Genomic DNA, 24,591 nt, shown 5'->3' on the forward strand with positions numbered 1-24,591 from the left:
TCCGTCCTGGATCGGCGAGGCGATCAGTCCTGCGGCACGGGGCCGGAGGTCGAGACCGGGATCTGGCCGACCGCCCGGTCCTGCGCGGCCATCAGATAGTCGGCGGTGGTGAGGAACGGCACCGGGTTCACCGCGTGGCCGTCGATCCGCACCTCATAGTGGAGGTGCGGGCCGGTCGAGCGGCCGGTGGAACCCATCAGCGCGATCAGCTGCCCGCGCTTCACGCGCGTGTTGTCGGAGACCAGGATCTTCGACAGGTGGCCGTAGCGAGTCGCGATGCCCTTGCCGTGGTTGATCTCGACCATGTTGCCGTAGCCACCCTGGCGACCGGCGTGGCTGATCACGCCGTCGGCGGTGGCGTAGATCGGCGTGCCGCTCGGGCCGGGGATGTCGACCCCGGCGTGCATCGCCGCGGTGCCGCGGAACGGGTCGCTGCGGATGCCGAAATTGCTGGTGAACTGCAGCTTCTGCACCGGCTGCACCGAGGGAATGGCGATCACGCCCTGCTCGAGCCGGTCGAGCTTCTTCCAGCTCATGAACAGCGTGCGGAACTGCTGGTCGGCGGCGAGGTCGGCGCGCGCCTCGGCGCTGTTGGCCTCGACCAGCGGGCCACCCATCGCGCTGCCGGCCTTCGCCGACCCGCCGCGCGCCAGCCGTGCGGTGGAGATGCCCAGCTTGCGGACCGTCTTGGCGGTCGCGGCGTAGCGCTGGTCGAGCTCGCGCTGCGCCACCGCGGCCAACTCGGCCTGGCGCGACTCGACGCGCAGGAAGGGCTTGATCGTGTCGGCGGCGAGGCGCGTGGCGTCGGGATCGATCGCCAGCGTGGCGCGCGCCAGCTCGCGGCTCTCGCCCTCGCCGGTCAGCGCGGCGGCGAGCAGCTTCTGGCGCTGCTCGATGCGGCTGGCGTGGAGCTCGGCGGTGCGGCGGATCGTCGCGACGCGGGTCTGGAGCTGCGAGACCTTCTGCTCCATCGTCGCCAGCTTCCGCTCACTGGTCGGCACGGGCTTGAGGCCGGTGGCCACCGCGACCTGCTGGCTGGCGGCGACCGCGCCATAGCCGGCGAGGCCGAGCACCAGCGCGGCGCCCCCGCGGGCCATCAGGCGCGTGCCATAAGCGGCGCGCGGGCGATCGAGCGGGCGCGCGGCCGGCGTGAGAGCGGTGTCGTTCATCGAACCCCAGATCAAAGACTGTGACCGGGCGGCGGGCTGCCGCGCGGTCCTCCCCTTTTCTCGTACTGCCACCCCGGAGACGAAGCCTCCCAGGCGCAAAGGTTTGTGACCTGCACAGGGTTAATCGGGCAAGAGCAGCGGCGCGAGACCGCGCCCGGTCGACGGAGAGACGCGGCGAGTCGTTGTATTTCGCCGAGTCGAGTAGGAGGTGATCGCGTGATTCACGTGACTTGCGAGCGATTCTTGGTGGCGGATCGGGGCGACTGACTGGCCCGCGCAGGTCGTTTTGCTCCGAAATGGCGCGACGACGCGAGAGCGATCTCTTCGGCGAGGCCACGACGACAGCGGCGGATCGATCGCGGCGGCGGCCGCCGCCACGTCGCGCGGTCCGGCCCCGTCCCGACCGACGCGCGCGGGTGCATCAATCCGCGATGATGGGCGGGCGACGATGCCCGCGCGCGCTCACCCGAGCGCCCGCGCCGCTTCCAGCACCTCCTCGGCGTGGCCGGGCACCTTCACCTTGCGCCATGCGCGCGCCAGCCGGCCGTCGGCGCCGTAGAGGAAGGTGGCGCGCTCGATCCCCATGTAGGTGCGGCCGTACATCTGCTTCTCGCCCCACACGCCGAACGCCTCGGTCACGCTGCCGTCGAGGTCGCTGGCGAGCGGGATGGCGAGGTCGTGGCGGGCGATGAACTTGTTGTGCTTGGCCACGCTGTCGCGCGAGATGCCGACGATCGCCGCGCCCGCGGCGGCGAAGCGGCTCGCCAGCGCGGAGAAGTCGAGCGCCTCATGGGTGCAGCCTGGGGTATCGTCCTTGGGATAGAAATAGACGATCAGCGGCCGCGGCAGGTCCTGTAGCCGCAGCGGCGCGCCGTCGGTGCCAGTCGCGGTCACGTCGGGGAGGGGGTCCATGCGATGCTCTCCTGCCACTGCGCCGCGACGCTCTCGCGCACCCGGTCGAAGGTGGCAAGCAGCGTTTCCCAGTCGGGCAGCATCACCGCGCGCGCGATCAGCGCGCGCGTCGCCGCTGCCGCCGGCTCCTGCGCGTCGGGCGCGACCAGCCGCACCGTCACCAGCAGCCGCGCCAGGAGCGCATAGGCGTCGCGCATCGCCGGCGCGAGTGCGCCCGCGCCCACCAGCGCGTCGATCGCGTCGCCCAGCCGCGGGTCGACGCCGCCGCGCCGCGTCAGCTGGGTGACATGGACCGCGAACTCCAGGTCGACCAGCCCGCCCGGCAGCAGTTTGGCGTCGAGCGGCCCCTGCGGCGGCTTGTGGCGCGCCATCTCGGCGCGCATCGCGGCGGCCTCGGCGGGGACGTCGCGCGCCGGCCGCTCGCCCGCCAACACCGCCGCCACGATCGCCTCCACGTCGCGCCGCGCCGCGGCCGAGCCGAACACGGCGCGCGCGCGGGTCAGCGCCATATGCTCCCAGGTCCACGCCTCCTCGCGCTGATAGCGCGCGAAACTGTCGAGGCTCACCACCAGCGGCCCCTGCGCGCCCGAGGGCCGCAGCCGCGTGTCGACCGGGTAGAGCGGCCCCGCCGCCGTCGCCACCGACAGCGCCGCGGTGACTCGCTGCGCCAGCCGGGTGAAATAGAGCGTCGCGCCGAGCGGCTTGGCGCCGTCCGACTCGGCGGTGAAGTCGCCGGTGAAGAGATAGATCAGGTCGAGGTCGGAGGCGTGGGTCAGCGCCATCCCGCCCATCCGGCCGAGCGCGAGGATCACCAGCTCCCCGCCGGGGACGCGGCCGTGCGCGCGCTCGAACTCGGCGGTCGCGGCGCCGGCGAGCGTCTCGATCGCGGCCTCGGCGACGCGCGCGTAGCCCGCGGCGACGTCGAGCGGGTCGGCGGCGCCCGCGACGATCTGCGCGCCGAGCGCGAAGCGCTTGTCGCCGACGACGCGGCGGACATGGTCGAGGATCGCCTGATAGTCCGCGCCCGCCTCGACCGCGCGCATCTCGGCGACCAGCTCGGGCACCGCGGCGACGGGGGCGAAGGCGCTGGCGTCGATCAGCCCGTCGAGCAGGTCGGGGCGGCGCGCCAACTCGTCGGCGAGCGTCGGCGCGTGGCTGAGCAGCTCGGCGAGCAGCGTCGCCAGCGCGGGTCGCGCCTCGAGCAGGCGGAAGACGTTGACCGCGCTCGGCAGCCGCTCGAACAGGCGGTCCAGCCGGTTGAGCGCGACCGCGGGCACGGGCGCCTGCGCCAGCGCGTCGACCAGCCCGGGCAGCACCGCCTCGAGCGCGCCCTGCGCCGCGGCCGAGCGCAGCGCGGGATAGCGCGCCTCGCGCCAGGTCGCGACGCGACGCACCGCGTCCGCGCTATCGGCGAAGCCGGCCTCGGCCAGCGTCGCGCCGAGCCGCGCCGGGTCGAACGGCAGTCCGGTGCCCGCGACGGGCGCGAGCCGGTCGAACGCCGCGGCCACCCGGGCGACGTGCGGCGCGAGCAGCGCGAGCAGCGCCGCGCCGTCGTCGACGCCGTGCAGCCGTGCCACCCGGTCGAGCGCGTCACCGGCGGGCAGCGCGTGGGTCTGGCGGTCGTCGATCATCTGGACGCGATGCTCGATCGTGCGGAGCAGCGTGTAGGCCTCGGCCAGCGCGGCGGCGTCACCGGCGTCGATCCGCCCCGCGGCGGCGAGCGCGGCGAGCGCGTCGCGCGTGGCGGGCGCGCGCAGCGACGGGTCGCGTCCGCCGTGGATCAGCTGGTGGATCTGCGCGAAGAACTCGATCTCGCGGATGCCGCCGCGCCCGCGCTTGAGGTCATAGCCGGGTCCGAACCCCTGTCCCTGCGCGTGATGGTCGCGGATGCGCCGCGTGATGTCGAGGATCTCACCGACCGCGCCGAAATCGAGGCTGCGCCGCCACACGAAGGGGCGTATCGCCTCGACGAAGCGTGCCCCCAGCGCGCGGTCGCCCGCGGCGACGCGCGCGCGGATGAAGGCGGCGCGCTCCCACGGCAGCGCCTGCGACTCGTAGTAACTGATCGCGGCGTCGATCGGGATGGCGATCGGCGTCACCTCCGGGGAGGGGCGCAGCCGCAGGTCGACGCGCAGCACGTAGCCGTCGGCGTCGCGCGCCTGGAGCAGCTCCAGCACGCGCCGCCCCACCCGCACCGCGGCGTCGGCGACGTCCTCGCGCGCGCGGCACGGCAGGGTGGCGGGGTCGTAGAGGAAGATGGGGTCGATGTCGGACGAGTAGTTGAGCTCGCGGCTGCCCTGCTTGCCCAGCGCGATCGCGACGAAGCCGCGCGGCGCGGCGTCGGGCGTCCGCTCGGCCAGCGCGCCGACGATGGCGCGGTCGAGCGCGTCATCCGCGAAGGCGGTGAGCCGCGCGGTGACCGCGGTGAGATCGAGCTCGCCCGCGAGGTCGCCCAGCGCCACCTCCAGCGCGAGCGCGCGTCGCTCGAGCCGCAGCCGGCGCGCGAGCGGCAGGTCGGCGAGCGCCAGCGCGGCGGCGGTATCCGTCTCGCGCTGGAGCAAGATGTTCAGGAACGGCGCATAATGTTCCGCCCGTCGGCGCGCCTCGTCGAAGCGGGGACTCATCATGTCGAAACCTAAGCCGAGGTCGCACGTTCGAGCAATATGGTAGCAGACCTCCCCTTTCCCCCTGGCGGCCAGCGCGGCGACTATGTCGTCCGCGCCCCGCAGGCCGGGGACGCGCTCGCGGGATCGCTGCGAAGCGCCTTCGGCCGCGATCAGGTGCTGCCGAGCGACATGGCGCGGCTCCTCACGAAGCTGGGCGGTAGCGGGCACTGACACGCCGGGTCAGGCGACGAAAATGTCCCGGTGCTACGAGACTCAGGGTCACGTCACCACGATAGGCCGTCATCCGTGACTCGGTTCGGGATCTGCCCACCGTCCGAGGGACATCGCGAGGCCGTCGAATCAGCGAAACGCGTCGGCGAATCCGGCGCGCGCTCCTACGCGTCGCGGTCGCGGCTCAGTTCGTCGACCTCGTTCATGATCGAGTCGAGCGTCGAGCGGTCGCCGCTCACCTCATGGTCGCGGCGCGACGACAGCGCGCCGTCGGTCATCAGCGCCTCCAGCGCGACGCGTCCGCGCGCGACGCGGCTCTTGATCGTGCCCACCGCCACGCCGCAGATCTCGGCCGCTTCCTCATAGGCGAACCCGCCCGCGCCGACGAGGATCAGCGCCTCGCGCTGCGGCTGCGGCAGGTGCAGCAGCGCGCGCTGCATGTCGGCGAGCTCGACGTGCTTGTCCTGGCTGGCCGGCGCGGCGAGCACGCGGTCCGCGACCAGATCGTCCCACTCGCCCTTGAAACGCGCCCGGCGCATCTGGCTGAGAAACAGGTTGCGCAGGATGATGAAGGTCCAGGCGCGCATGTTGGTGCCCGCCTGGAAGCGCTTGCGCGCCGCCCAGGCCTTGAGCAGCGTCTCCTGCACCAGGTCGTCGGCGAGGTCGCGGTTGCCCGAGAGCGAGCGACCGAACGCGCGCAGGTGCGGGATCACGAGCGCGAGCTGTTTCTTGAACTCGGGATCCGACAGCGCGACATATTCCGTCGGCGCCGGGGCCGACGCCTCGTTCGCGTGCGAGGGTGATTGGGTCATGCCGCTCCGTCGTGCTGGCGCGGCGCCGTCCTGGCGCTCGTCCGAGGCTGGAAGATAGGTATCGGCCGGCCGGTTGGCCAGCCCGTCACGCACCACTTGTTCGAGCATCGCGTCAGGACAGCAGGATGGCGGCGAAGGCCACGACGATCAGCACCAGCGACGCCGCGAGGATGTAGCGAGTCATGCCCGGCGTGCTGCCGGCGCGGGCCTCGTCGGTCTCGAGATGAACTCGATCGTTGTCGTCTGCCATGCGCCTAACAACGCGCATCGACCGTTTTGGGTCCGTAAGGATGGGAACAAGTGGCGGGGGTGGCGGCTGTTTTCGCGAGGGGGCGAGCGGGGCGGGGCGCGTTCGGTCGGGCATGCGCTCGACCGAGCGCTGGTGCGATCGTCGGTCGCTTCGCCCCTCCACGTCATTCCCGCGCAGGCGGGATTCCAGACGCGCTGACGTCCGCGACGGAGCGGGAACGTCAGCGCGTCTGGATCCCTGCCTGCGCAGGGATGACGGAGCAGGTGAGGCGAGGCTGGTCCGCGTGCGGCCGCCCCCCAGCCAACCCCGCCCCTCACGCCGGGACGGTGGTCTCGTCGAAGAACAGCGCCTGGCTGATCGCCGCCTTCACCGTCGAGCGCTGGAACGGCTTGGTGATCAGGAAGGTCGGTTCGGGGCGCTCGCCGGTGAGCAGCCGCTCCGGGAACGCCGTGATGAAGATCACCGGCACGTTGAACTCGGCGAGGATGTCCTTCACCGCGTCGATCCCCGAGCTGTCGTCGGCGAGCTGGATGTCCGCCAGCACCAGGCCGGGGCGATCCTCCATCGCCAGCGCCACCGCCTCGTCGCGCGTCACCGCCACCCCGGTGACCTCATGCCCGAGGTCGCGCACGATCGACTCGATGTCCATCGCGATGATCGGCTCGTCCTCGATGATCAGCACGCGTGCGCGGGTCTGCTTCTCGATCTCGGCGAGCGCCTCGGCCACCAGCGAGTCGACCTCGGCGGGCTCGACCTCGATCAGATAGGCGGCGTCCTCGGGGGTGAAGCCCTCCATCGCGGTGAGCAGCAGCGCCTGGCGCGAGAGCGGGGTCATCCGCGACAATCGCGCGCGCGCCACCGCCTCCTGCTCCTCGGCCGGCTCGGCGCTCTCGACCTCGTCGAAATTGGCCGAGTTCCAGATCGCCTGGAAGGTGCGATAGAGTCCCAGCCGGGGATCCACGTCGCGCGGGAACTGGTCGGGCGCGGCGACGATCGCCTCCAGCGTCGCACGGACGTAGCGGTCGCCCTGCACCTGGCTCCCGGTCAGCGCGCGGCCGTAGCGGCGCAGGAACGGAAGATGCGGCGCGAGTTGTTGTCCGAGCGACATGTGTAGAAAGCCCTCCCTCACGGCATGGCGCGAGCGCGCCGCCGTGCGTCGTGATACCGGTCGTGGACGGCGCCCGACCGTGGCAATAAGTTCCCACCGGTCGGCGATTTTCGTCGCACGGCGGGGGAACCATCGAGGGGCTATTTGGTTTCATCCGGCGAGCGCGGCCAACCGTGCCAGCAGCATACGGATGTTCCATCGTGTTCCGCTCGACCCGCCCAGCGGTCGCTGGGGCGGGTTGTCTTGGGGGGTTAGCGTTGACGTCGGACAAGAAAGCGCCGGAGAAGCCGAGGAAAGGCACCGTCGCGCACTCGAAGAATCGAGACATGGGTTCGGCATTGCGCTCCGTCTATCAGAAGACCGTCGAGGAAAGCGTGCCGGACGATCTGCTCTCCCTGCTCGGCAAGCTTGACTGACCGAGGTGGCGGCGTCCGCGGTCGCTGACGTCCCGCGCCCGCCCGCGGGGCGGGGCGAGTTCGTCGGCCGCTGGCCGACGGGCGCCAAGCTCTTCCTGATCCTCAGCATCGCGCTGCTGCCGCTGGCGCTGATCGCGATCTTCGCCACGCTGCGGGTCACCCAGATCGCCGACACCGAACTGCGCTCGCACCTACGGGTCGCGGCCGCCGAGTCCAGCCGCGCGATCGCGATCGAGCTGGTGGGCGACATGACCGCGCTCCGCGTCGCGGTCGACGCGCTCACCGCCGACCGCGGCGACGCGCCGAGCTGCGCGCGCGCTCAGGGCGTGTTCGCGCAGCAGTCGGCGGCGGGCACCGGCTTCGTCATCCTCGACCGACGCGGCCGACCGATCTGCGGCGAGCCCTTCCCCGGCGCCGCGACCTTCGCGCGCCAGTCCGACTCGGCGGTGGTCAGCGCGCGCATCGTCGACGGCGCGGCGGGCGGGCGGCGGGGGCTGATGCTGCGCATCGCCGGTCGCGCCAACGGCGTCAGCGCGGCGGCCTATTTTCCCGCGCCGTTCCTCCAGCAGCTGAGCCGCCCGAGCGGGTTCGCGGTCGACTATGGCTCGACGCTGACGCTGGGCAGCCAGCGGCTCGAGCTCGACCCGCTCGCGCGCGAGAGCGCGTTCGAGCGGCGCGAGGCGGCGCGCAACGACCTCGCCATCGCCGGGCTGGCGCTGGAGATGCAGGTGCGCAGCGCGCCGATCAGCTCGCCGCTGCTGATCGCGCTGGCGCTGCCGCTGCTGATGTGGGCGCTGGCCGCGGCGATCAGCTGGTTCGTGGTCGATCGTCTGCTGATCGCGCCGCTGCGCGCGCTGCGCGGCAGCATCGCCGCTTATTCGCCGGGCGACCAGCCCGACCCCGCGATGCTGCGCGCGCTCCCCGCGCAGGAGATCCGTGACCTCGGCGACACCTTCCGCGCGCTCAGCCGCACCGTGGCGCTGCACGAGGCCGGACTGGCCGACGGACTGGTGCGCCAGACCAAGCTGACGCGCGAGGTGCACCATCGCGTCAAGAACAACCTCCAGGTGATCTCCAGCCTGATCAACTTCCACGCGCGCGGCGCCCGGAGCCCGGAGGCGACCCAGGCCTATGCCTCGATCCAGCGTCGCGTCGACGCGCTCGCGGTGGTGCACCGCTACCATTTCGCCGAGATGGAGGAGAATCGCGGCCTCGGGCTGCGCTCTGTGCTGGGCGAGCTGGCGTCGAGCATCCGCGCCACCGCTCCCGAGGGGACGCGGATCGGCATCGTGCTCGACATCGACCCCTTCTACGTCACGCAGGACGTCGCGGTCGCGGTCGCCTTCCTCGTCACCGAGCTGGTCGAGCTGGCGATGACCTGCGTGCCCGAGGCACAGCTGCGCATCTCGCTCAAGCCCGTCGCGGGCACGCGCGAGAAGGCGATGCTGAGACTGTCATCGCGCGCGCTGGTCGACAGCGACATCCTGCGCGAGGGGCTGGGCCATCGCTACGGGCGCGTGATCGAGGGGCTGACCCGCCAGCTGCGCTCGTCGCTGCAGCACGATCCGCTCTCGGGTGCCTATGAGATCGCGGTGGCGGTGACCGGGAGCGACTGAGGGGCGCGTCCGGCGCTTTGGAAAATATTGCCGCGGCCGCGGAACCGAACCTGGGACGGCCCGTTGAGCTGATCGGATAGCGACCTTATGCCCCCCCGCTCTCGCTGTCCTCGACATAGGCCCGGAAGCGTCCCCCTCCCCCCCCCGGAGACGCTTCCGGGCCTTTACCATTTTCCCGCATCTCCGCGGCTGATCGACCCAAGCTATTGCAGCGGCGGAACGATCCGCACCGCCGCGCATTGTCGGGATGATCTTCTAGGAGGCAGGTCCATGCGTAAGGTGATGACGGTCGCGGCACTGGCTGGCGCGATGTTGGTGGCGGCGTGCAACACGGTCGGCGGCGTCGGCAAGGACGTCTCGTCCGCGGGCGACGCGGTCAGCACCGCGGCGGACAAGTCGAAGTAACGCTATCCCTTCGGGGTCGCACGGGGGGCGGGTCGCGGCGACGCGGCCCGCCTTTCCTTTTGTCCGCGCCGCGCGGCATGGCGCGCTCCTGACGGGCCAGGGGGAGCGACATGACCGGTCGCCCTGCCGCGGTCTCCCGCCTCAGCTCGGCACGAAGCTGTTGATCGAGCGATCCTTGCGCACCTTGGCGCCGTCGAACACCGTCCCGTTCATCGCGATCCACACGCCCGGGGCGGCGGTCTGCGCCGCGGCCACCGCCATGCCGAGGTTGAAGGGCGCGTCGCTGTCGGCGAAGCGCGCGGGTGCCAGCGCGCCCACCAGCACGATCGTCTTCCCCGTGACACCCCCGGAGGCGAGCAGCGCCGCGGCGGTCGCGGTCATCGTGTCGGTGCCGTGGGTGATCACCGCGCGGGTCTCGGGCGCCGCCGCGACCGTCGCCACGATCGCGGCGCGGTCGGCGTCGGTGAGGTCGAGGCTGTCCTTGCGCAGCAGCTCCACCACGCGGAACGGCAGCGCCACGCGCGCCTGGCGCAGCACGCGCTCCACCACGCTGTCTCCGATCTGATACTCGCTCAGCGCGTCGAAATAGAGTTTGTCGATCGTGCCGCCGGTGGTGACGACGAGCAGGCTCACGCCCCCTCCCCCGCGTCCGCCCCGGCGCCCTCGAGCAGCCCGTGGCGCGCCAGCATCGCGGCGGGATCGGGGTCGCGTCCGCGGAAGGCGCGGAAGCTCTCCGCCGCGGGCCGCGTCGCGCCGCGCGCGAGCACCTCCTCGCGGAGCGCGGTGCCGGTGGCGCGATCGACCAAGCCATTCTCGGCGAACTTGCCGAAACCGTCCGCGGCCAGCACCTCGGCCCAGAGATAGCTGTAATAGCCCGAGGCATAGCCGCCCGCGAAGATGTGCGCGAAGCCGTGCGGGAAGCGGTGCCAGGCGGGCGGGCGGATCACCGCCACCTCGTCGCGCACCGCCTCGATCACCTCCATCGGGTCGCTGCCGAGCGTGCCGAGGTGGAGCAGCAGGTCGAACAGCGCGAACTCGAGCTGGCGGACGATGAACAGCCCCGACTGGAAGCGCCGCGCCGCCACCATCTTCTCGAAAAGCTCGGGCGGCAGCGGCGCGCCGGTGGCGTGATGGCCCGACATGCCGGTGAGCACGTCGCGGTCCCAGGCGAAATCCTCCATCAGCTGGCTCGGCAGCTCGACCGCGTCCCACTCGAACCCGCTCGTCCCCGCGATCGAGGGGCGATCGACGCGCGTGAACAGATGGTGGAGGCAGTGGCCGGTCTCGTGCAGCAGCGTCACCACGTCGTTGTGGCTCAGCAGCGACGGCGAGTCGGGGCTCCTGGGCGCGAAGTTGCAGACCAGATAGGCGACCGGCACGCGGACATTGTTGCCGTCACGCAGCCGCGGCCGCGCCTGCGCCATCCAGGCGCCGCCGCGCTTGCCCGGGCGCGCGTGGAGGTCGAGGTACAGGCCGGCGGAGGTCTCGCCCGCGTCGTCGACCACGTCATAATAGGTCGCGTCGGCGTGATAGGTGGCGACGTCGTCGCGCGCGATCAGCCGGAGCCCGAACAGCCGGCCGAGCAACGCCTGCCAGCCGGCGGTGACCCGCTCGACCGGGAAATAGCCGCGCACCTCCTGCTCGTCGACCGCGTAGCGTGCCTGGCGCAGCCGGTTGGCGGCGAAGCCCGCGTCCCACGGCTCGAGCCGGTCGAGTCCGAGCGTGTCGCGCGCGAAGGCCTCGAGCGCGTCGCGGTCGCGCCGTGCCGCCCGGCGCGCGCGCCGGGCGAGGTCGCGCAGGAAGGTCAGCACCTCACCCGCGTTGGGCGCCATCTTCGTGGCGAGCGACCATTCGACCGGGTCGGTGAAGCCCAGCAGCGCGGCCGCCTCGCGGCGCAGCGCCAGGATGCGCGCGATCCGCGGGCCGTTGTCGAACGCGCCCGCGTTGGGACCCTGGTCGGAGGCGCGCGTGCCATAGGCGCGGTACACCGCCTCGCGCAGGTCGCGGTCCTCGGCGAAGGTCAGCACCGCGGTGACGCTCGGCTGCTGCAGCGTGACCAGCCAGCCGTCCTGCCCCTTGGCCCGGGCGGCCGCGGCGAACATCGCTTTATCCGTGTCGGACAGGCCAGCGAGGCGCGCCTCGTCCGCGATCGCGAGCGTCCAGGCGTCGGTGGCGTCGAGCAGCGCGCTGCCGAACTCGGTGGAGAGCGCGGAGAGCTCGACCGAGATCGCGGCGAAGCGCGCGCGCTTCTCGGCGTCGAGCGCGACGCCGGCGAGGCGGAAGTCGCGCACCGCATGCTCCACCGCGACCCGGTCCTGCCGCGGCAGCGCGGCGAAGGCGGGCGACGCCTCCAGCGCGGTGAGCACCTCGTAGAGGTCGCGGTCCTGCGCCACCTTCATGCTGTGCTCGACGAGCTTCTCCTGCCCGGCGGCGTGCGCCGCGCGCAGCGCGGGCGTGTCGGCGACGCCGCGCAGGTGCGACACCGCCGACCACAGCGCGTCGATCGCGGCCTCGGCGCGCTCCAGCGGCAGCCAGGCGCGCGCGAAGTCGGTCGGGCGCTCGCGCGTGACGGTGGCGACCGCCTCGGCGTGGCGCGCGATCGCGGCGTCGAGCGCGGTGGCGATGGTGTCGGGGGTCAGCGCGGCATAGTCGGGCAGCGCGATCGGGTCGAGCAGGGTGGTGTCAGTCATCGTCCGCGATGATAGGGACGCGCGACGCGCTCTGCCAGTGGCGCGCGCGGCCGGGCGACCGTCGCCCGGCCCGTCATCCTCCCCGCCCGAGGGGAGGATGACGGCGTCGCGCTCAAGCCACCGCCTGCTTGAGCTGCTCGACCAGGTCGGTCTTCTCCCAGGTGAACAGGTCACCCTCGGGGTCGCGGCCGAAGTGGCCGTAGGCCGCGGTCCGGCTGTAGATCGGCGCGTTGAGCCTGAGGTGCTCGCGGATTCCCTTGGGGGTCAGCCGCACCAGCTTGGGCAGCGCCGCCTCGAGCTTGCTCTCCTCGACCGTGCCGGTGCCGTGCAGGTCGACGTAGACGCTGAGCGGCTCGGCGACGCCGATGGCGTAGCTCAGCTGGATCGTGCAGCGCTTCGCCAGGCCAGCCGCGACGACGTTCTTGGCGAGATAGCGCGCGACATAGGCCGCCGAGCGGTCGACCTTGGTGGGGTCCTTGCCGCTGAACGCGCCGCCGCCGTGCGGCGCGGCGCCGCCATAGGTGTCGACGATGATCTTGCGCCCGGTCAGCCCGGCGTCGCCGTCGGGGCCGCCGATCTCGAACAGCCCGGTCGGGTTGACGTAGATCGCCTTCTCCTCGGGCAGCCAGCCCTCGGGCAGCACCTCGGCGAACACGCCCTTGACGTAGTCGCGCAGCTTGGCCTGGCCGGCCTCGTTCGACAGCTCGGCCGAGTGCTGGGTCGACACCACCAGCGCGGTGGCGCGCACCGGCACGCCATTCTCATATTGCAGCGTCACCTGGCTCTTGGCGTCGGGCTCGAGGAACGGCGCGGTGCCGGCGTGGCGGTCCGCCGCCATCTTCTCGAGGATCTTGTGGCTGTAATACAGCGTCGCGGGCATCAGGCCGGGGGTCTCGTCGGTGGCGTAGCCGAACATGATGCCCTGGTCGCCGGCGCCCTCGTCCTTGTTGCCGCTCTCGTCGACGCCCATCGCGATGTGCGCCGACTGGCCGTGCAGGTTGTTCGAGAAGTCGAACGTCTGCCAGTGGAAGCCCGACTGCTCATAGCCGATCCGCTTCACCGTGGCGCGCACCGCGGCCTCGATCTCGTCGAGCACGCCCGGCGCCCACTGGTCGTTCTCATAGATGCCGCGGCCGCGGATCTCGCCCGCGAGCACCACCTTGTTGGTGGTGGTCATCGTCTCGCAGGCGACGCGCGCCTCGGGGTCCTTGGCGAGGAAGAGGTCGACGATCGCGTCGGAGATCTGGTCCGCGACCTTGTCGGGGTGCCCCTCAGACACCGACTCCGACGTGAAGATGAACGACTGACGCATGGAGGCTCCGGCAGATAACGATATAAAGATAGCTTTATATGCTTACCGCCGGCGCGCGCGCAACGCAACCGCGCCCGCCACCAACGCGAGCCCGACCAGCAGCGCCGCCCAGTTCCCCAGCCGCGCGAACAAGGTGGCCGCGCGCGCCGGCGGCAGCGGCACGTCCACCTCGCCGCCGACGTGGTGCGCCACCGTGCCGAGCAGGGTGCCGTCGGCGGCGATCACCGCGGAGATGCCGTTCGGAGTCGCGCGGACCACGGGGAGCCCCTCCTCGATCGCGCGCAGCCGCGCCTGGGCGAGGTGCTGCGGCGGGCCCCAGCTGCCGAACCAGGCGTCGTTCGAGGGATTGAACAGCAGCCGCGGCCGGTGCGCGCGATCGACCACCTCGCCCGAGAAGATGATCTCGTAGCAGAGCTGCACCCCGATCGCGCCGAAGCCCGGCACCGCCAGCGTGCGCGGCCCCGGCCCGGGCGCGAAGTCGAGGTCGCCCGGCACCAGCCGCGCCAGCCCGAGCGGCTTCAGCAGCCAGGGCATCGGCAGATACTCGCCGTAGGGCACCAGATGCGCCTTGTCATAGCGCGCGCGGATGCGCTGCGCCGGGTCGAGCACGAACACCGAGTTGGTCGCGCCGGTGACGTCGCCGCGCGGGTCGAACTGGAGCGCGGTGCCGCCCGTCATCAGCATGTCGCGCGCGCCGAGCACCGACGTCATCCTGGCGCGGGTGACGTAGGGGCTGGTGTCGCCGTAGACCCAGAGCGGGTAATCGTCCTCGATGAAGTCGCGGATCACGCCCTCGGGCCACAGCACCAGCCGCGGCGCCGCGCCGGGGCGGCCGGAGAGGCGGGTGAGCCGCGCCAGCATCATCGCCTGGTCGCTCTCGCCGCGCTGATCCTGCGGCACGTTGGGCTGCACCACCACGACCCGCGGCGCGTCGGGCGCGGCGGCGGCCGGCGGCGCACGGTAGCTCAACGCCTGCGCGCCCAGCAGCGCGGCGGCGGCGAGCGCGACGCCGCCCAGCGGCAGCGCGCGGCGCGGCACCAGCAGCAGCAGCCCGGCGAGCGCGACCGTCAGCCCGGAGAGCGCGTAGGTCCCCACCAGCGTCGCCAGTCCCGCCACCGGCTGGACCGGCACCCACATCACCGCCAGCGGGTCCCAGGCGTAGCCGGTGAACAGCCAGGAGCGCACCCATTCGGTCACCAGCCAGGCGACGCCGAACAGCAGCGCCCATGCCGCGTCGGGCGCGCCGCCGCGCCGCATCCGCCACGCCAGCCCCGCCGCGGCGGCGGGGAACAGCGCGAGGTAGAGCGCGAGCGCGAACGGGGCGAGATAGCCGAGCGCGTGCGGCATCTTGTCCTGGAACGTGAAGGCGTGCTGGAACCAATTGTCGTTGATCGTGAAATGCCCGACGCCGAAGGCATAGCCGCGCCACAGCGCCTGGCGCAGCGTCGGCGCGGCGTGCACCAGCGCGATCCACGCCGCGAAGGCCGCGAGCGCGAGCCACCATAGCTCGAGCGGGGCGAAGCCGCAGGCGGCGGCGACGCCGAGCAGCAGCGCGACGGGGGCGGGGCGGCGAGTCATGCGCGCGCCGCTAGCACCTCCGCGGGTCGCGCGGGAGGGGCCGCGTCCTCGCCGTAGCTCGGCACCGCGCGCGCCCCCTCCCCACGCCGCCCCCGATGAGCTACATCGACCGCATGACGCTACGCCCCTTCCACCTCGCCTTCCCGGTCCACGACCTCGCCGCGGCGCGCGCCTTCTACGGCGGCGTGCTCGGCTGCGCCGAGGGCCGGTCGAGCGAGTCCTGGATCGACTTCGACTTCGGCGGCCATCAGATCGTCGCGCATCTCGACCCCGCGGCAGAGCCGGTGGCGGTGACCAACCCGGTGGACGGCCACGACGTGCCCGTGCCGCATTTCGGCATCGTGCTGACCATGACGGAGTGGCAGGCGCTCGCCGCGCGCGTCGAGGCGGCGGGGATCCGCTTCGGCATCGCGCCGCACGTCCGCTTCAAAGGCCAGCCGGGCGAGCAGGCCACGATGTTCTTCCGCGATCCCAGCGGCAACGCGCTCGAGTTCAAGGCCTTCGCCGACGATTCGCAGCTCTTCGCCACGACCCCGCGGGTGCCGGAGGCGGTGGCGTGAGCCGCCCGGTCGAGGTCGACCTGCCCCACCAGCTCGGCCGCGCGGGGGCGCGGCAGCGGATCGAGGGCGGCTTCGGCAAGCTCGCCGGCTATGTCCCCGGCGGCCACGTCACCGAGCATCGCTGGGACGGCGACACGCTCCACTTCACGGTGGAGGGCATGGGGCAGCGGGTCGGCGTGCGGCTCGACGTCGCCGACAGCAACGTCCACGCCGTGTTCGAGCTGCCCGGGCTGCTCGCAATGTTCGCCGAGCCGCTGCGCGAGAAGCTCCAGAAGGACGGGCCGAAGCTGCTCTCCTGAGCGCCCCCTCCGCTGCGGCCCGCCGCATCGTTAACCGGCCGTTCGCCAATTCGTGGCACTCCGCGCCGCATCGCGAGGATCACGGGACCATGGCGCATATCATTGTCGCGGACGACGACGACATCTGGGGCGAGCTGGTGTGCGACGCGCTGCGCGCGGCGGGCCATACCGCGGGCGCGCTGACCGACAGCCGCGACGCGCTGCGCGCGATCAAGGCGCGCCGGCCCGACCTGGTCGTGCTCGACTGCAGCATGCCCGAGCTGAGCGGCGTGCTGCTGCTGCAAGAGCTGCGCAAGTCGCCGCAGCTGTTCGACCTGCCCGTGCTGATGCTGACGGGGCGGCGCAACGACCAGGACGTGCAGCTCGCCTATTTCGCCGGCTGCAACGATTATCTGAAGAAGCCGTGCGACCCCGAGGAAGTGGTGTATCGCGTGCAGCGGCTGCTGGAGAAATTCCCGCCCGCGGTGACGGCGGTGCGCCGCGTCGCGCCGGGCGGCTTCGGCCGCCGCGCGCCGTCGCGGTGAGGTGACCGCGGCGTTCTCGCGCGGCGATGGATCCTGCGAAGGGTCCGGGATGACGCCAGCATGAAGCGTGCACGCGGCGGTAAAGGGCCGTGCGTCGTGGTGAACCAAGGGAGTTCCGCACGGCCCAGTATCGCTGTTGGGGCGACACCCCCATCATAGAAGCATGCCCCCGGCGAGTCAGACACATTTCAGACGCAATCGTGCCGAAGTGAGACTCGCCCCGGCGTCCGCGCCTCAGCCCTCCATCGCGTCGGTGAGCGCGGCGCGCGTGTCGGCCAGCGCCAGGTCGACCAGCCGGCGCATCGCCGCGGCGGCCTGGGCGGTGTCGCCGTCGGCGATCGCGTCGTACACCGCGGCATGCTCCGGGATCGGGTCGCGCGGCAGCGCGCGGTCGCGCTGCTTCAGCTGGGTCGTCCAGGCCACCGCCGCGGTGATCCCCGCCGACAGCGTCACCAGCGCGTCGTTGCGCGAGGCGGCGAGGATCGCGCCGTGGAAGTCGCGGTCGGCGGCGAGCCCCGCCTCGGTCGACAGCGTGTGCCGCCGCATCCGCGCCAGCGCGTCCTTCAGCGCCTTGAGATCCTCGCGGTCGCGGCGCTCGGCGGCGAAGGCGGCCGCGGCGGGCTCCACCACCGAGCGCAGCTCGAACAGGCTGCGCAGCAGCGCCATGTCGGGCTTGTCGGCGAAGGCCCAGCCGAGCACGTCGGGGTCGAGCATGTTCCAGCGCCGCCGCGGCAGCACGCGCGTGCCGGTCTTGGGGCGGCTCTCCACCAGCCCCTTGGCGATCAGCCCCTGCACCGCCTCGCGATAGGCGCCGCGCGAGACGCCGTTGGTCTCGGCGAAGACGATCTCGCCGGGCAGCACGTCGCCCGGGGCATATTCGCCCGACAGGATCGCGCGGCCCAGCATGTTGCCGATCGCGCCGCGCCAGCGCCGTCCGGTCGACTGCAGCGCGGCCTCCTGGCCGGGTAACTCGCTCACCATCCTCTCCTTCGCGGTCACGCCGCGGACAAGCGATACAGCCCGGCGCCGTGCGAGGCGATAGGGCGCGCCAGCCGGCCGCTCGCGGTCCCGTCGTCGCGCCCGGCCCACAGGTCGCGCACGCGCACCGCGCCGGTGACGTCGAGCGCGCGGAGCGGCAGCGCGACCTCCTTGGCCTTGTCGCTCGTGTTGAACAGCGCGACGTAATGGTCGCGGCTGCCCTCCGGCCGCGCCGACCAGATCCGCGTGCCATCGGCGATGAAATGCGGGCGGTTGTCGGTGCTCGCCTGGTTGACCGCCAGCACCTCGCGGTTGGTCAGCAATGCCAGTGTCGGCGCGTCCAGGTGGCGCAGGTCGCCGCCCATGATCAGCGGCGAGCGAGCGATCGACCACAGGGTCATCAGCGTGCGCTGCTCGTCGGGCGTGAACTTGGTGTCGCGCTTGCCCAGCGCGAGCCGGCCGAGCGGCAGCATGTCGGCGTCGGGCCAGGCGCCGGGGCGGCGCCACTGGTTCCAATTCTCCAGCCGGGTGAACTGCGCCTCCAGCATCGCCCACTCGTCCCAGAAATCGTCGCTGATCCGCCACATCTGCGCGTATTCGCGGACGTGCGCGCCGCGCGGCACCGGCGTCTCGCCGGGCGAGAGGCTGAGCACGATCGGCCGGCCGCAGCGCTGGATCGCGCGGTGCGCCGCCTCGATCTCGGGCGCGTGCGAGTCATAGGGACGGCTCATGTCGTCCATCTTGACGAAGTCGACGCCCCAGGAAGCGTAGAGCGCGAAGATGCTGTCGTAATAGGCCTGGGCGCCGGGCTTGCTCATGTCGACCCCGTACATGTCGGGGTTCCACGGGCAGGTGCTGGACGTGTCGGCGACGTCGGCGGCGCGCAGGCTGGTGCCGAGCACGGGCAGGTTGCGCTTCACCGCCTCGCGCGGGATGCCGCGCATCACGTGGATGCCGAAGCGCATGCCCATGGCGTGCACCGCGGCGGCGAGCTGGGTGAAGCCCGAGCCGTCCGCGCTCGACGGGAAGCGGTTGGGCGCGGGGATGACGCGGCCGTGCGGGTCGAGCGTCGGCGTCGCCACCTTGTTGTACTCGTAGCTGGTCGCGTTGGGCTCGTACCATTGGATGTCGACGGTGAAGACGTCGTAGCCGTGGGGCAGCAGCTTCTCGCGCATGATCGCCGCGGTCTCGCGCGCCTGCGCCTCGGTGATCGTGGTGGCGAAGCTGTTCCAGCTATTCCAGCCCATCGGCGGCCGCGGCGCGAGCGACGGCCCGCCGGCGCGAGTACCGCCCTCTCCGCCCTGCGCCGCCTCACCCGGCACCGCGGCCGCTGCGGCACCGCCGAGCCCCGCGGCGAGCATCGCGCGTCGACTGAGTCGCACCTCGTCCATCATCCCTCTCCTCCCGCGCGCGGCGGCTGGCCGGTGACCGGCTCCCGCCCCGCGATCGCATCAGGGTATCAATACTCAAACAATTGTCGAGACCGTCGCGTCGGAAATCCTCCCCGCTGGCGGGAAGGGTTGTACACGCCGCCACGTCTCCGGGACTTGGCTGGAACGGCCGGGACACTTCCACCTGCACGACAGCCGCAGGCGGGTGGAGGGATCGCACGAGTGGCATAGCGTTGGTGGAGAGCCCCCTCCACCACCGGCCTTTGGCCGGTGCTCCCCTCCCCGTGCCGGGGAGGATCTGGACGAATTCTTGTAAGGAAAAGATCACCGGTGCAGGTAGCCCCGATCGCTTGACAGTCGACTACTCCTACAAGATGATCGATCGGGCGAGGGCAAGAGACCCCGCACATCGGGAGAGGATCATGAGAGCTCGTCTGCTCGCGGGCGCGGCGCTGTTCGCCTGCGCCGCGTCGCCCGTCGCGGCGCAATCGTCCAACGCCAATTCGGTCGCCCCCACCGGCACGCCCCAGGCGGATACCCCCGCCGAGCCGCAGGGCCCGTCCGAGACGCCGCCCGGCGCGGTGCCGCAGGACGGTGTCGAGGATATCGTCGTCACCGGCATCCGCAGCAGCCTGCGCTCGTCGCTCGCCACCAAGCGCAACGCCGAGAACATCGTGGACTCGATCACCGCCGAGGACACGGGCAAGTTCCCCGACACCAATATCGCCGACTCGCTCCAGCGCATCACCGGCGTCGCGATCGACCGATCGGGCGGCGAGGGCCAGTTCATCACGGTCCGCGGCCTCGGGCCGGAGTTCAATACCGTGCTGGTCAACGGCCGCATCATGGCGACCGACAACCCGGGCCGCGAGTTCTCGTTCGACGTGTTGTCCTCCAACCTGATCCAGCGCGTCGACGTCTACAAGACCTCGCTGCCGCAGCTGCAGGAAGGCGGCATTGGCGCCACCGTGAACGTCGTCACCGCGCGGCCGCTCGACGGGCGCGCCGGCTTCCACGCCACGCTGGCGGCGGGCGGCATCTACGACTCGCTCGCCGACAAGGTGAGCCCGGACTTCTCGGGGATCGTCTCCTGGACCAACCCCGACAAGACCTTCGGCGCCCTGCTCTCGGGCTCGTACACCAACCGCCGGAGCCAGCTCGACTCGGCGCGGATCGGCGGATGGATCCTCGGCCCGCAGGGGCTGATCGACGGCACCGCGCAGTCGACCGGGCTCACCACCGCGGCGCTGGTCGACAGTCCCAGCGACATCCACACGCCGCGCGAGTTCAACTTCGACCGGGAGGAGGACAAGCGCGAGCGGATCAACGTCGCCGGCTCGATCCAGGGCCAGCTCACCGACCGGCTGCTGCTGACCGTCGACGGCATCTACTCGCAGTTCAACGTCTCGCAATATACGCGCCGCTACGGCGACTTCTTCACCGAGCGCTTCCTCGGGGTGGAGACCGACGCCAACAACACGGTGATCGGCTTCAACCGCCCGGGCTCGGACTTCCTCGCGGTCAACCCCGGCCTGCTCGAGCCGCTCGCCGACGGCAGCGACTCGCGCGTGACGCGGCAGCAGAACGACAATATCGTCTGGACCAGCCAGCGCGAGACCGAGAGCTACCAGGTCGGCGCCAATCTCGCCTGGGACGTGTCCGAGCAGCTGCGGCTGAAGTTCGACGCCTCCACCACCAAGGCGACTCAGCGCAACCCGTACAAGTTCGTCGTCGTCGGCTCGCTGGCGCAGACGTCGGTGCGGTTCGATCTCAACCCCGAGAACGACCTGCCCGGCCTCACCAACCTCGGCCCGATCACCGACGCCAGCCTGCTGCGCGCGCATTTCGCGCAGAACGACCTGACGCGGGTGAGCGACAAGGGCAGCGAGTTCCACTTCGACGGCGAGTGGAAGGCGGACCGCGGCATCCTCCAGTCGCTGATGTTCGGCGCCTCCTACAACCAGCGCCGCAAGGTGCGCACCCGCGAGGACAATTCGGACACGGTCTGCACCTATTGCGGCTATGACATCCCGATCCCGTCCAACCTCGTCCAGGCCTATTCGCTCGACAATTTCCTGCCCGGCGCCTCGGGCAGCGACGCGCTGCCGAAGGACTTCTTCACCTTCAACCAGGAGGACATCTTCGCCTTCCTGTCCGATCCCGCCAACCTCGTGCGCCCGCGCCAGGGGCGCACCGCCGAGGAACAGGCCGCCGAGGCGGCGCGCGTGCAGGCGCTGGAAGGCGGCCCCTACGGCCGGCGCGACCGTCCCAACGCGCGGCTCGACGTCGAGGAGAAGGTGGTCGCGGCCTATCTCAACGCCAATTTCAAGGGCGACGACTGGTCCGGCAACATCGGCGGGCGCTTCGTCAGCACGCGGCTGCGCTCGGCCGGGTTCGGCCAGCAGATCGTGCGCATCTTCGTCAACCCGGGCGACGACAACCTGAACTTCGTCTACACCGACCCGCAGGCGATCAGCGTCGAGAACAGCTACACCGACTTCCTGCCCTCGGCGAACATCAAATATGCGATCACGCCCCGCGTGCTCGCGCGCGCCGCGGTGTCGAAGACGGTGACCCGGCCGACGCTGACCTCGCTCGGGGTCGACAACAGCTATGGCGGCCGGCTCACCAACGCGACGTCGAGCGGCGGCAACCCGGCGCTGCGCCCGTTCAAGTCGACCAACTATGACGTGTCGCTCGAATATTACATCACCGACGTGAGCTACGTCAGCGTCTCGGGCTTCTACAAGGCCTTCACCGACTTCCTCGAGAGCCAGACGCTACCGCTGACGATCGCGGGGTTCGACTTCCTCGACACGCGCACGCGCAACGGGCAGAGCGGCTCGATCGCGGGCGTCGAGGTCGGCGGCCAGTACACCTTCGACCGGCTGCTGCCCGGCGCGCTCGGCGGCTTCGGCGTGGCGGGCAATTACACCTATGTGTCGAGCAACGTCGCGCGCGGCGAGGGCAGCGGCACCAACGCCAACAACTGCGGCTACAACGGCCTGTCGCCGCACTCCGCCAACGGCAGCCTGTTCTACGAGAAATACGGGCTCCAGGCGCGCGCCTCATACAACTGGCGCTCGTCGTTCCTGCGCCAGTGTTTCGGCGCCGCCTCGCGGCCGGAGAACCGCGCCGCCTACGGCCAGCTCGACGTCAGCGTCTCCTATGACGTCACGCCGGTGTTCCAGGTCTACGCGCAGGGCGTCAACCTGACCAACCAATATGTCCACGATTACTCGGTGTTCGAGGACCGGCTGCTGATGCTGCAGAACACCGGCTCGCGGTACCTGTTCGGCGTCCGCGCGCGCTTCTGACCTCGCGATCCTCCCCGCTCGCGGGGAGGGGGACCAGCCGCAGGCTGGTGGAAGGGGGTGTCCGCAGGCGCTGCGCTGTGGGGAGAGCCCCCTCCACCACCGGCCTGAGGCCGGCGGTCCCCCTCCCCGCCGTGCGGGGAGGATTTTCTCACCCCTTCGTCTTGGTCACCGTCTTCTGGGCGCGCGACTGCTTGGCATAATGATGGTGCGCGGCCGCGCAGCCCGCCGCGGCGCCGAGCACCGCGTGGCCCTTGCCGACGAGATGCCCGGCCACGCCGCCCGCCGCGGCGCCGCGCACGCAGCCCTTGGCGAGCGCGGGGGAAGCCGTCGCGAGCACCAGCGGGACGGCGAGGAAAGAGAGCATCCGCATGAGAACCTCCGTCGTTCAGTGATGCCCTATCCTACGCGCCGCCTGCCCCCGTGTTGCGTTAAACTTCGGTCATGTCGCGGTAGCCTCGGCTTCGTCACGGCAGCTCCAGCTGGCGCCGCTCATAGGCCTGGCGCCAGTCGCTCAGGTCGGCCAGCATCGTCGCCGCCGCGCCCTCGACCAGGTCGACCACGCGCGGCAGGTCGTCGCCGTCGCTCTCGAGCGCGGCGACGTAGCGCGCGAGGTCCGCCGCGGTCGCGCTGGAGCGCGCCGCGCTGGCGCCGAAATCGCCCTGCACGCGGATACCGAAGATCGCCGCGCCTAGCGCGGGCAGCCCGGCGGAGAGCGCGACGAAGACCCCCGCGTTGGCGCGCACCCACTCATGGGCCGCGACATAGCCCACCAGGAAGACCAGGCAGCTCAGCAGCGAGGCGAGGAACAGCAGCATCCCGATGCGATGCAGCCGATGGTCGAGCAGGTGGAGCTGGTGCGCCGCGGCGCGGTGATAGGCGAGCTGGGGGTGCAGCTCCTCCTCGGCGATGAAGTCCGCCACCGCGCGCCGGTCGCTGAGGCAGCCGCTGGCGCAGCCGCTCGCGCGCCACACCGCGGCGGCGTACCAGTCGAGCCAGCGCGGCTCGCGCGCGGCGCCGGGGCGCACCGCGGGGCGGCCGACGCCGAGCAGCTTGAGGCTGCGCATCGGGCGCAGCCGCTCGGCGAGCTGGCGATAGTCGAGCCAGCGCCGGTGCCACTCGCGCGCGACCCCGACGCGCGTGTTGAGCACGAACCCCGCCACCGCGGCGAGCTCGCACAGCGCCAGCCAGAATTTCAGCTCCTTGAACAGGAGTCCCGACAGCGCCAGCAGCACCGCCGCGGCGCCGAGCAGGAAATTGAGCACGTGCCCGCTGCGATAACTCTGCGCGAAATGCTGCGCGAGCCGGTCGCTCCAGCCATAGGCCGCCTCGATCGAGTCGAGCCGAGGGCGCACGCCGTGCGCGCCGTCGCGGCAGAAGGTGCGGAAGCGCTCCCACTCGCGCCGCGTGTCGGCGTCATAAGGCGCGCTGCGGAAAGCGGCGCGACGCAGCCGCTTGATCCCCAGCACCGCCAGCAGCGCGGGATATTCCACCCGCGCGCGCACGCGCCGCTCCGTCTCGCCGAGGAAGCGGTCGAGACAGGCACGCTCGACCGGCGCGGCGGGCGGCGCGAGCAGCTGCGCCACCAGCGCGTCCACCGCGTCGACGTCGCAGGCGCGCGCGGGCACCTGCTCGATCGCCTCGGGGTTGGCGAGCGGGTCGTAGCCGGCCCAGCGGATCACCGTCTCGCCGCCACCGAGCGGCACGTGGATCACCGGCAGGCCCTGCCGCAGCGCGCGCGCGACGATGTCGGCGGTGCCACCGATGCCGCGTCCCGGCGCGCCGTCCCATAGCGCCACCAGCACGTCGCTGTGCGCCAGCACGGCGCGCCCCGCCAGCGCGTAGCTCGCCGGCCGACCCGCGGGGAGCGCGGGCAGTTCGAGCGCGCAGCCGGCGCGCTCGATCAGGGAGTCGAAGGCGGCGTCGCTGGCGGCGTCGGTGAAGTCGGTGCGATAGTCGTCGCGCGGCAGCGGCAGCACCGCCTCGACGCGATAGCCCGCGGCGAGCGCCAGCTCGGCGGCGAGCTGGTCGGCGCCCTCGGCGAGCGGGGTGACGAAACGCAGCGCGGGCGGCGAGTCCGCGAAATAGCGCGCCTCGGCGGCATGGACCCGCCCCGCCGCGCCGGCCAGCGCCGCCAACGCCTCGCCCAGCCGCGGCGCCGCGCGCGCGGCCGCGGCGGCGTCGAGCAGCGGCGGGCGATGCCCGGTGATCCCGACCGCCAGCCCGAAGCCCGGGCGCGGCGGGTGACTCACGACTGAACCTCGCTCACCGGCATTCCCTATCGGCCCCCCCGACCGCGTGTGGCGCGCCCCTGCTACGAGCGATCGGGGCGCCGCCGCAAGCGCCTTGCGCTGATCCTTGTTAACCATCGCATTGCCAGCGTTCCGGCGCTCTGGCACGAGAGGTACGGGGGGAGCCGG

The 24,591-nt window shown here is 71.8% G+C and carries 22 protein-coding genes; 8 read left to right on the forward strand and 14 right to left on the reverse strand.

All coding sequences use genetic code 11. The annotated features are described in order from the left end of the window. Positions 1-23: 23 nt before the first annotated feature. The 3 genes from KZ813_RS17610 to KZ813_RS17620 all read right to left on the reverse strand — a co-directional run bounded on the left by KZ813_RS17610 (position 24) and on the right by KZ813_RS17620 (position 4,705). Positions 24-1,169, reverse strand: a complete 1,146-nt coding sequence (locus KZ813_RS17610; RefSeq protein ID WP_219756300.1) for a M23 family metallopeptidase — start codon at positions 1,167-1,169, stop codon at positions 24-26. 462 nt (positions 1,170-1,631) lie between these two features. After that, entirely contained in the window at positions 1,632-2,081 is a 450-nt protein-coding gene (locus KZ813_RS17615; protein ID WP_219756301.1) for a peroxiredoxin, read from the reverse strand. Continuing rightward, a complete protein-coding gene (locus tag KZ813_RS17620; RefSeq protein WP_373369293.1) occupies positions 2,060-4,705 on the reverse strand; it encodes a bifunctional [glutamine synthetase] adenylyltransferase/[glutamine synthetase]-adenylyl-L-tyrosine phosphorylase in 2,646 nt (881 codons plus the stop codon). Before KZ813_RS17620 ends, KZ813_RS17615 begins: the two co-directional genes overlap by 22 nt. A gap of 39 nt (positions 4,706-4,744) precedes the next feature. Between KZ813_RS17620 and KZ813_RS17625 the strand changes: the two genes are divergently transcribed. After that, complete coding sequence (locus KZ813_RS17625; RefSeq protein WP_219756303.1) at positions 4,745-4,918, forward strand: hypothetical protein; 174 nt, start codon at positions 4,745-4,747, stop codon at positions 4,916-4,918. A 164-nt stretch (positions 4,919-5,082) separates the two neighbouring features. Here the strand turns inward: KZ813_RS17625 and KZ813_RS17630 are convergent, their stop codons facing one another. The 3 genes from KZ813_RS17630 to KZ813_RS17640 all read right to left on the reverse strand — a co-directional run bounded on the left by KZ813_RS17630 (position 5,083) and on the right by KZ813_RS17640 (position 7,088). Beyond that, positions 5,083-5,730: a sigma-70 family RNA polymerase sigma factor gene (locus tag KZ813_RS17630; protein WP_219756438.1), complete on the reverse strand. Its 648-nt coding sequence runs from the start codon at positions 5,728-5,730 to the stop codon at positions 5,083-5,085. Between the two features lie 112 nt (positions 5,731-5,842). Then, the gene (locus KZ813_RS17635; RefSeq protein ID WP_183945210.1) at positions 5,843-5,980 is read right to left on the reverse strand and encodes a hypothetical protein; all 138 of its coding nucleotides are present in this window, start codon (positions 5,978-5,980) and stop codon (positions 5,843-5,845) included. A gap of 313 nt (positions 5,981-6,293) precedes the next feature. After that, entirely contained in the window at positions 6,294-7,088 is a 795-nt protein-coding gene (locus KZ813_RS17640; RefSeq protein ID WP_219756304.1) for a response regulator, read from the reverse strand. Positions 7,089-7,288: 200 nt separating this feature from the next. Here KZ813_RS17640 and KZ813_RS20275 point away from each other — a divergent pair, with 200 nt between their 5' ends. The 3 genes from KZ813_RS20275 (at position 7,289) to KZ813_RS17655 (ending at position 9,525) form a co-directional block, all read left to right on the forward strand. Beyond that, the gene (locus tag KZ813_RS20275; RefSeq protein ID WP_308461931.1) at positions 7,289-7,504 is read left to right on the forward strand and encodes a NepR family anti-sigma factor; all 216 of its coding nucleotides are present in this window, start codon (positions 7,289-7,291) and stop codon (positions 7,502-7,504) included. A gap of 5 nt (positions 7,505-7,509) precedes the next feature. After that, positions 7,510-9,120 carry a sensor histidine kinase gene (locus KZ813_RS17650; RefSeq protein ID WP_219756305.1) on the forward strand — a complete coding sequence of 537 codons (1,611 nt, stop codon included), beginning with the start codon at positions 7,510-7,512 and terminating at the stop codon, positions 9,118-9,120. A gap of 270 nt (positions 9,121-9,390) precedes the next feature. Further along, positions 9,391-9,525, forward strand: coding sequence for an entericidin A/B family lipoprotein (locus tag KZ813_RS17655; protein ID WP_219756306.1), 135 nt, complete (start codon positions 9,391-9,393; stop codon positions 9,523-9,525). A gap of 141 nt (positions 9,526-9,666) precedes the next feature. On the opposite strand, the gene KZ813_RS17660 is transcribed toward KZ813_RS17655, so the two are convergent. From KZ813_RS17660 to lnt, 4 genes are all read right to left on the reverse strand, one after another. Further along, positions 9,667-10,158: an asparaginase domain-containing protein gene (locus KZ813_RS17660; RefSeq protein WP_219756307.1), complete on the reverse strand. Its 492-nt coding sequence runs from the start codon at positions 10,156-10,158 to the stop codon at positions 9,667-9,669. Continuing rightward, entirely contained in the window at positions 10,155-12,215 is a 2,061-nt protein-coding gene (locus tag KZ813_RS17665; RefSeq protein ID WP_219756308.1) for a M3 family metallopeptidase, read from the reverse strand. Before KZ813_RS17665 ends, KZ813_RS17660 begins: the two co-directional genes overlap by 4 nt. Before the next feature lie 112 nt (positions 12,216-12,327). Continuing rightward, positions 12,328-13,527 (reverse strand): methionine adenosyltransferase, encoded by a 1,200-nt coding sequence (metK, locus tag KZ813_RS17670; RefSeq protein WP_219756309.1) that lies wholly within the window; start codon positions 13,525-13,527, stop codon positions 12,328-12,330. A 42-nt stretch (positions 13,528-13,569) separates the two neighbouring features. Continuing rightward, positions 13,570-15,105: an apolipoprotein N-acyltransferase gene (gene lnt / locus KZ813_RS17675; RefSeq protein ID WP_219756310.1), complete on the reverse strand. Its 1,536-nt coding sequence runs from the start codon at positions 15,103-15,105 to the stop codon at positions 13,570-13,572. 113 nt (positions 15,106-15,218) lie between these two features. Between lnt and KZ813_RS17680 the strand changes: the two genes are divergently transcribed. The 3 genes from KZ813_RS17680 to KZ813_RS17690 all read left to right on the forward strand — a co-directional run bounded on the left by KZ813_RS17680 (position 15,219) and on the right by KZ813_RS17690 (position 16,488). Beyond that, positions 15,219-15,665, forward strand: a complete 447-nt coding sequence (locus KZ813_RS17680) for a VOC family protein (RefSeq protein WP_219756311.1) — start codon at positions 15,219-15,221, stop codon at positions 15,663-15,665. Continuing rightward, positions 15,662-15,964, forward strand: a complete 303-nt coding sequence (locus KZ813_RS17685) for a polyhydroxyalkanoic acid system family protein (protein ID WP_219756312.1) — start codon at positions 15,662-15,664, stop codon at positions 15,962-15,964. The genes KZ813_RS17680 and KZ813_RS17685 overlap by 4 nt, the downstream gene beginning before the upstream one ends. Positions 15,965-16,053: 89 nt before the next feature. Further along, on the forward strand, positions 16,054-16,488 hold the full coding sequence (locus KZ813_RS17690; RefSeq protein WP_219756313.1) for a response regulator transcription factor: 435 nt from the start codon (positions 16,054-16,056) through the stop codon (positions 16,486-16,488). Positions 16,489-16,722: 234 nt separating this feature from the next. Here KZ813_RS17690 and KZ813_RS17695 read toward each other — a convergent pair whose 3' ends face one another. Together KZ813_RS17695 and KZ813_RS17700 are read right to left on the reverse strand one after the other, a co-directional pair. Beyond that, positions 16,723-17,469: a FadR/GntR family transcriptional regulator gene (locus KZ813_RS17695; RefSeq protein ID WP_219756314.1), complete on the reverse strand. Its 747-nt coding sequence runs from the start codon at positions 17,467-17,469 to the stop codon at positions 16,723-16,725. 14 nt (positions 17,470-17,483) lie between these two features. Then, a complete protein-coding gene (locus KZ813_RS17700) occupies positions 17,484-18,860 on the reverse strand; it encodes a glycoside hydrolase family 27 protein (RefSeq protein WP_219756315.1) in 1,377 nt (458 codons plus the stop codon). A gap of 419 nt (positions 18,861-19,279) precedes the next feature. Here KZ813_RS17700 and KZ813_RS17705 point away from each other — a divergent pair, with 419 nt between their 5' ends. After that, positions 19,280-22,174 carry a TonB-dependent receptor gene (locus tag KZ813_RS17705; RefSeq protein ID WP_219756316.1) on the forward strand — a complete coding sequence of 965 codons (2,895 nt, stop codon included), beginning with the start codon at positions 19,280-19,282 and terminating at the stop codon, positions 22,172-22,174. Between the two features lie 148 nt (positions 22,175-22,322). Here the strand turns inward: KZ813_RS17705 and KZ813_RS17710 are convergent, their stop codons facing one another. Together KZ813_RS17710 and KZ813_RS17715 are read right to left on the reverse strand one after the other, a co-directional pair. After that, a complete protein-coding gene (locus tag KZ813_RS17710; RefSeq protein WP_219756317.1) occupies positions 22,323-22,544 on the reverse strand; it encodes a hypothetical protein in 222 nt (73 codons plus the stop codon). Between the two features lie 94 nt (positions 22,545-22,638). Next, on the reverse strand, positions 22,639-24,423 hold the full coding sequence (locus KZ813_RS17715) for a DUF4231 domain-containing protein (protein WP_219756318.1): 1,785 nt from the start codon (positions 24,421-24,423) through the stop codon (positions 22,639-22,641). Positions 24,424-24,591: the final 168 nt, after the last annotated feature.

Origin of the sequence: Sphingomonas folli (assembly GCF_019429525.1) — a bacterium.
In the GTDB taxonomy this organism is placed as follows: domain Bacteria; phylum Pseudomonadota; class Alphaproteobacteria; order Sphingomonadales; family Sphingomonadaceae; genus Sphingomonas; species Sphingomonas folii.

Excerpts from the sequence above, each read along its gene's own strand:
- KZ813_RS17610 (WP_219756300.1), bottom strand. The coding sequence starts at position 1,169 with ATGAACGACACCGCTCTCACGCCGGCCGCGCGCCCGCTCGATCGCCCG.
- KZ813_RS17620 (WP_373369293.1), bottom strand. The coding sequence starts at position 4,705 with ATGAGTCCCCGCTTCGACGAGGCGCGCCGACGGGCGGAACATTATGCG.
- KZ813_RS17630 (WP_219756438.1), bottom strand. The coding sequence starts at position 5,730 with ATGACCCAATCACCCTCGCACGCGAACGAGGCGTCGGCCCCGGCGCCG.
- KZ813_RS17625 (WP_219756303.1), top strand. The coding sequence starts at position 4,745 with ATGGTAGCAGACCTCCCCTTTCCCCCTGGCGGCCAGCGCGGCGACTAT.
- KZ813_RS17700 (WP_219756315.1), bottom strand. The coding sequence starts at position 18,860 with ATGATGGACGAGGTGCGACTCAGTCGACGCGCGATGCTCGCCGCGGGG.
- KZ813_RS17695 (WP_219756314.1), bottom strand. The coding sequence starts at position 17,469 with ATGGTGAGCGAGTTACCCGGCCAGGAGGCCGCGCTGCAGTCGACCGGA.
- KZ813_RS17615 (WP_219756301.1), bottom strand. The coding sequence starts at position 2,081 with ATGGACCCCCTCCCCGACGTGACCGCGACTGGCACCGACGGCGCGCCG.
- KZ813_RS17705 (WP_219756316.1), top strand. The coding sequence starts at position 19,280 with ATGAGAGCTCGTCTGCTCGCGGGCGCGGCGCTGTTCGCCTGCGCCGCG.
- lnt (WP_219756310.1), bottom strand. The coding sequence starts at position 15,105 with ATGACTCGCCGCCCCGCCCCCGTCGCGCTGCTGCTCGGCGTCGCCGCC.
- KZ813_RS17690 (WP_219756313.1), top strand. The coding sequence starts at position 16,054 with ATGGCGCATATCATTGTCGCGGACGACGACGACATCTGGGGCGAGCTG.
- KZ813_RS17680 (WP_219756311.1), top strand. The coding sequence starts at position 15,219 with ATGACGCTACGCCCCTTCCACCTCGCCTTCCCGGTCCACGACCTCGCC.
- metK (WP_219756309.1), bottom strand. The coding sequence starts at position 13,527 with ATGCGTCAGTCGTTCATCTTCACGTCGGAGTCGGTGTCTGAGGGGCAC.
- KZ813_RS17640 (WP_219756304.1), bottom strand. The coding sequence starts at position 7,088 with ATGTCGCTCGGACAACAACTCGCGCCGCATCTTCCGTTCCTGCGCCGC.
- KZ813_RS17635 (WP_183945210.1), bottom strand. The coding sequence starts at position 5,980 with ATGGCAGACGACAACGATCGAGTTCATCTCGAGACCGACGAGGCCCGC.
- KZ813_RS17655 (WP_219756306.1), top strand. The coding sequence starts at position 9,391 with ATGCGTAAGGTGATGACGGTCGCGGCACTGGCTGGCGCGATGTTGGTG.
- KZ813_RS17710 (WP_219756317.1), bottom strand. The coding sequence starts at position 22,544 with ATGCGGATGCTCTCTTTCCTCGCCGTCCCGCTGGTGCTCGCGACGGCT.
- KZ813_RS17665 (WP_219756308.1), bottom strand. The coding sequence starts at position 12,215 with ATGACTGACACCACCCTGCTCGACCCGATCGCGCTGCCCGACTATGCC.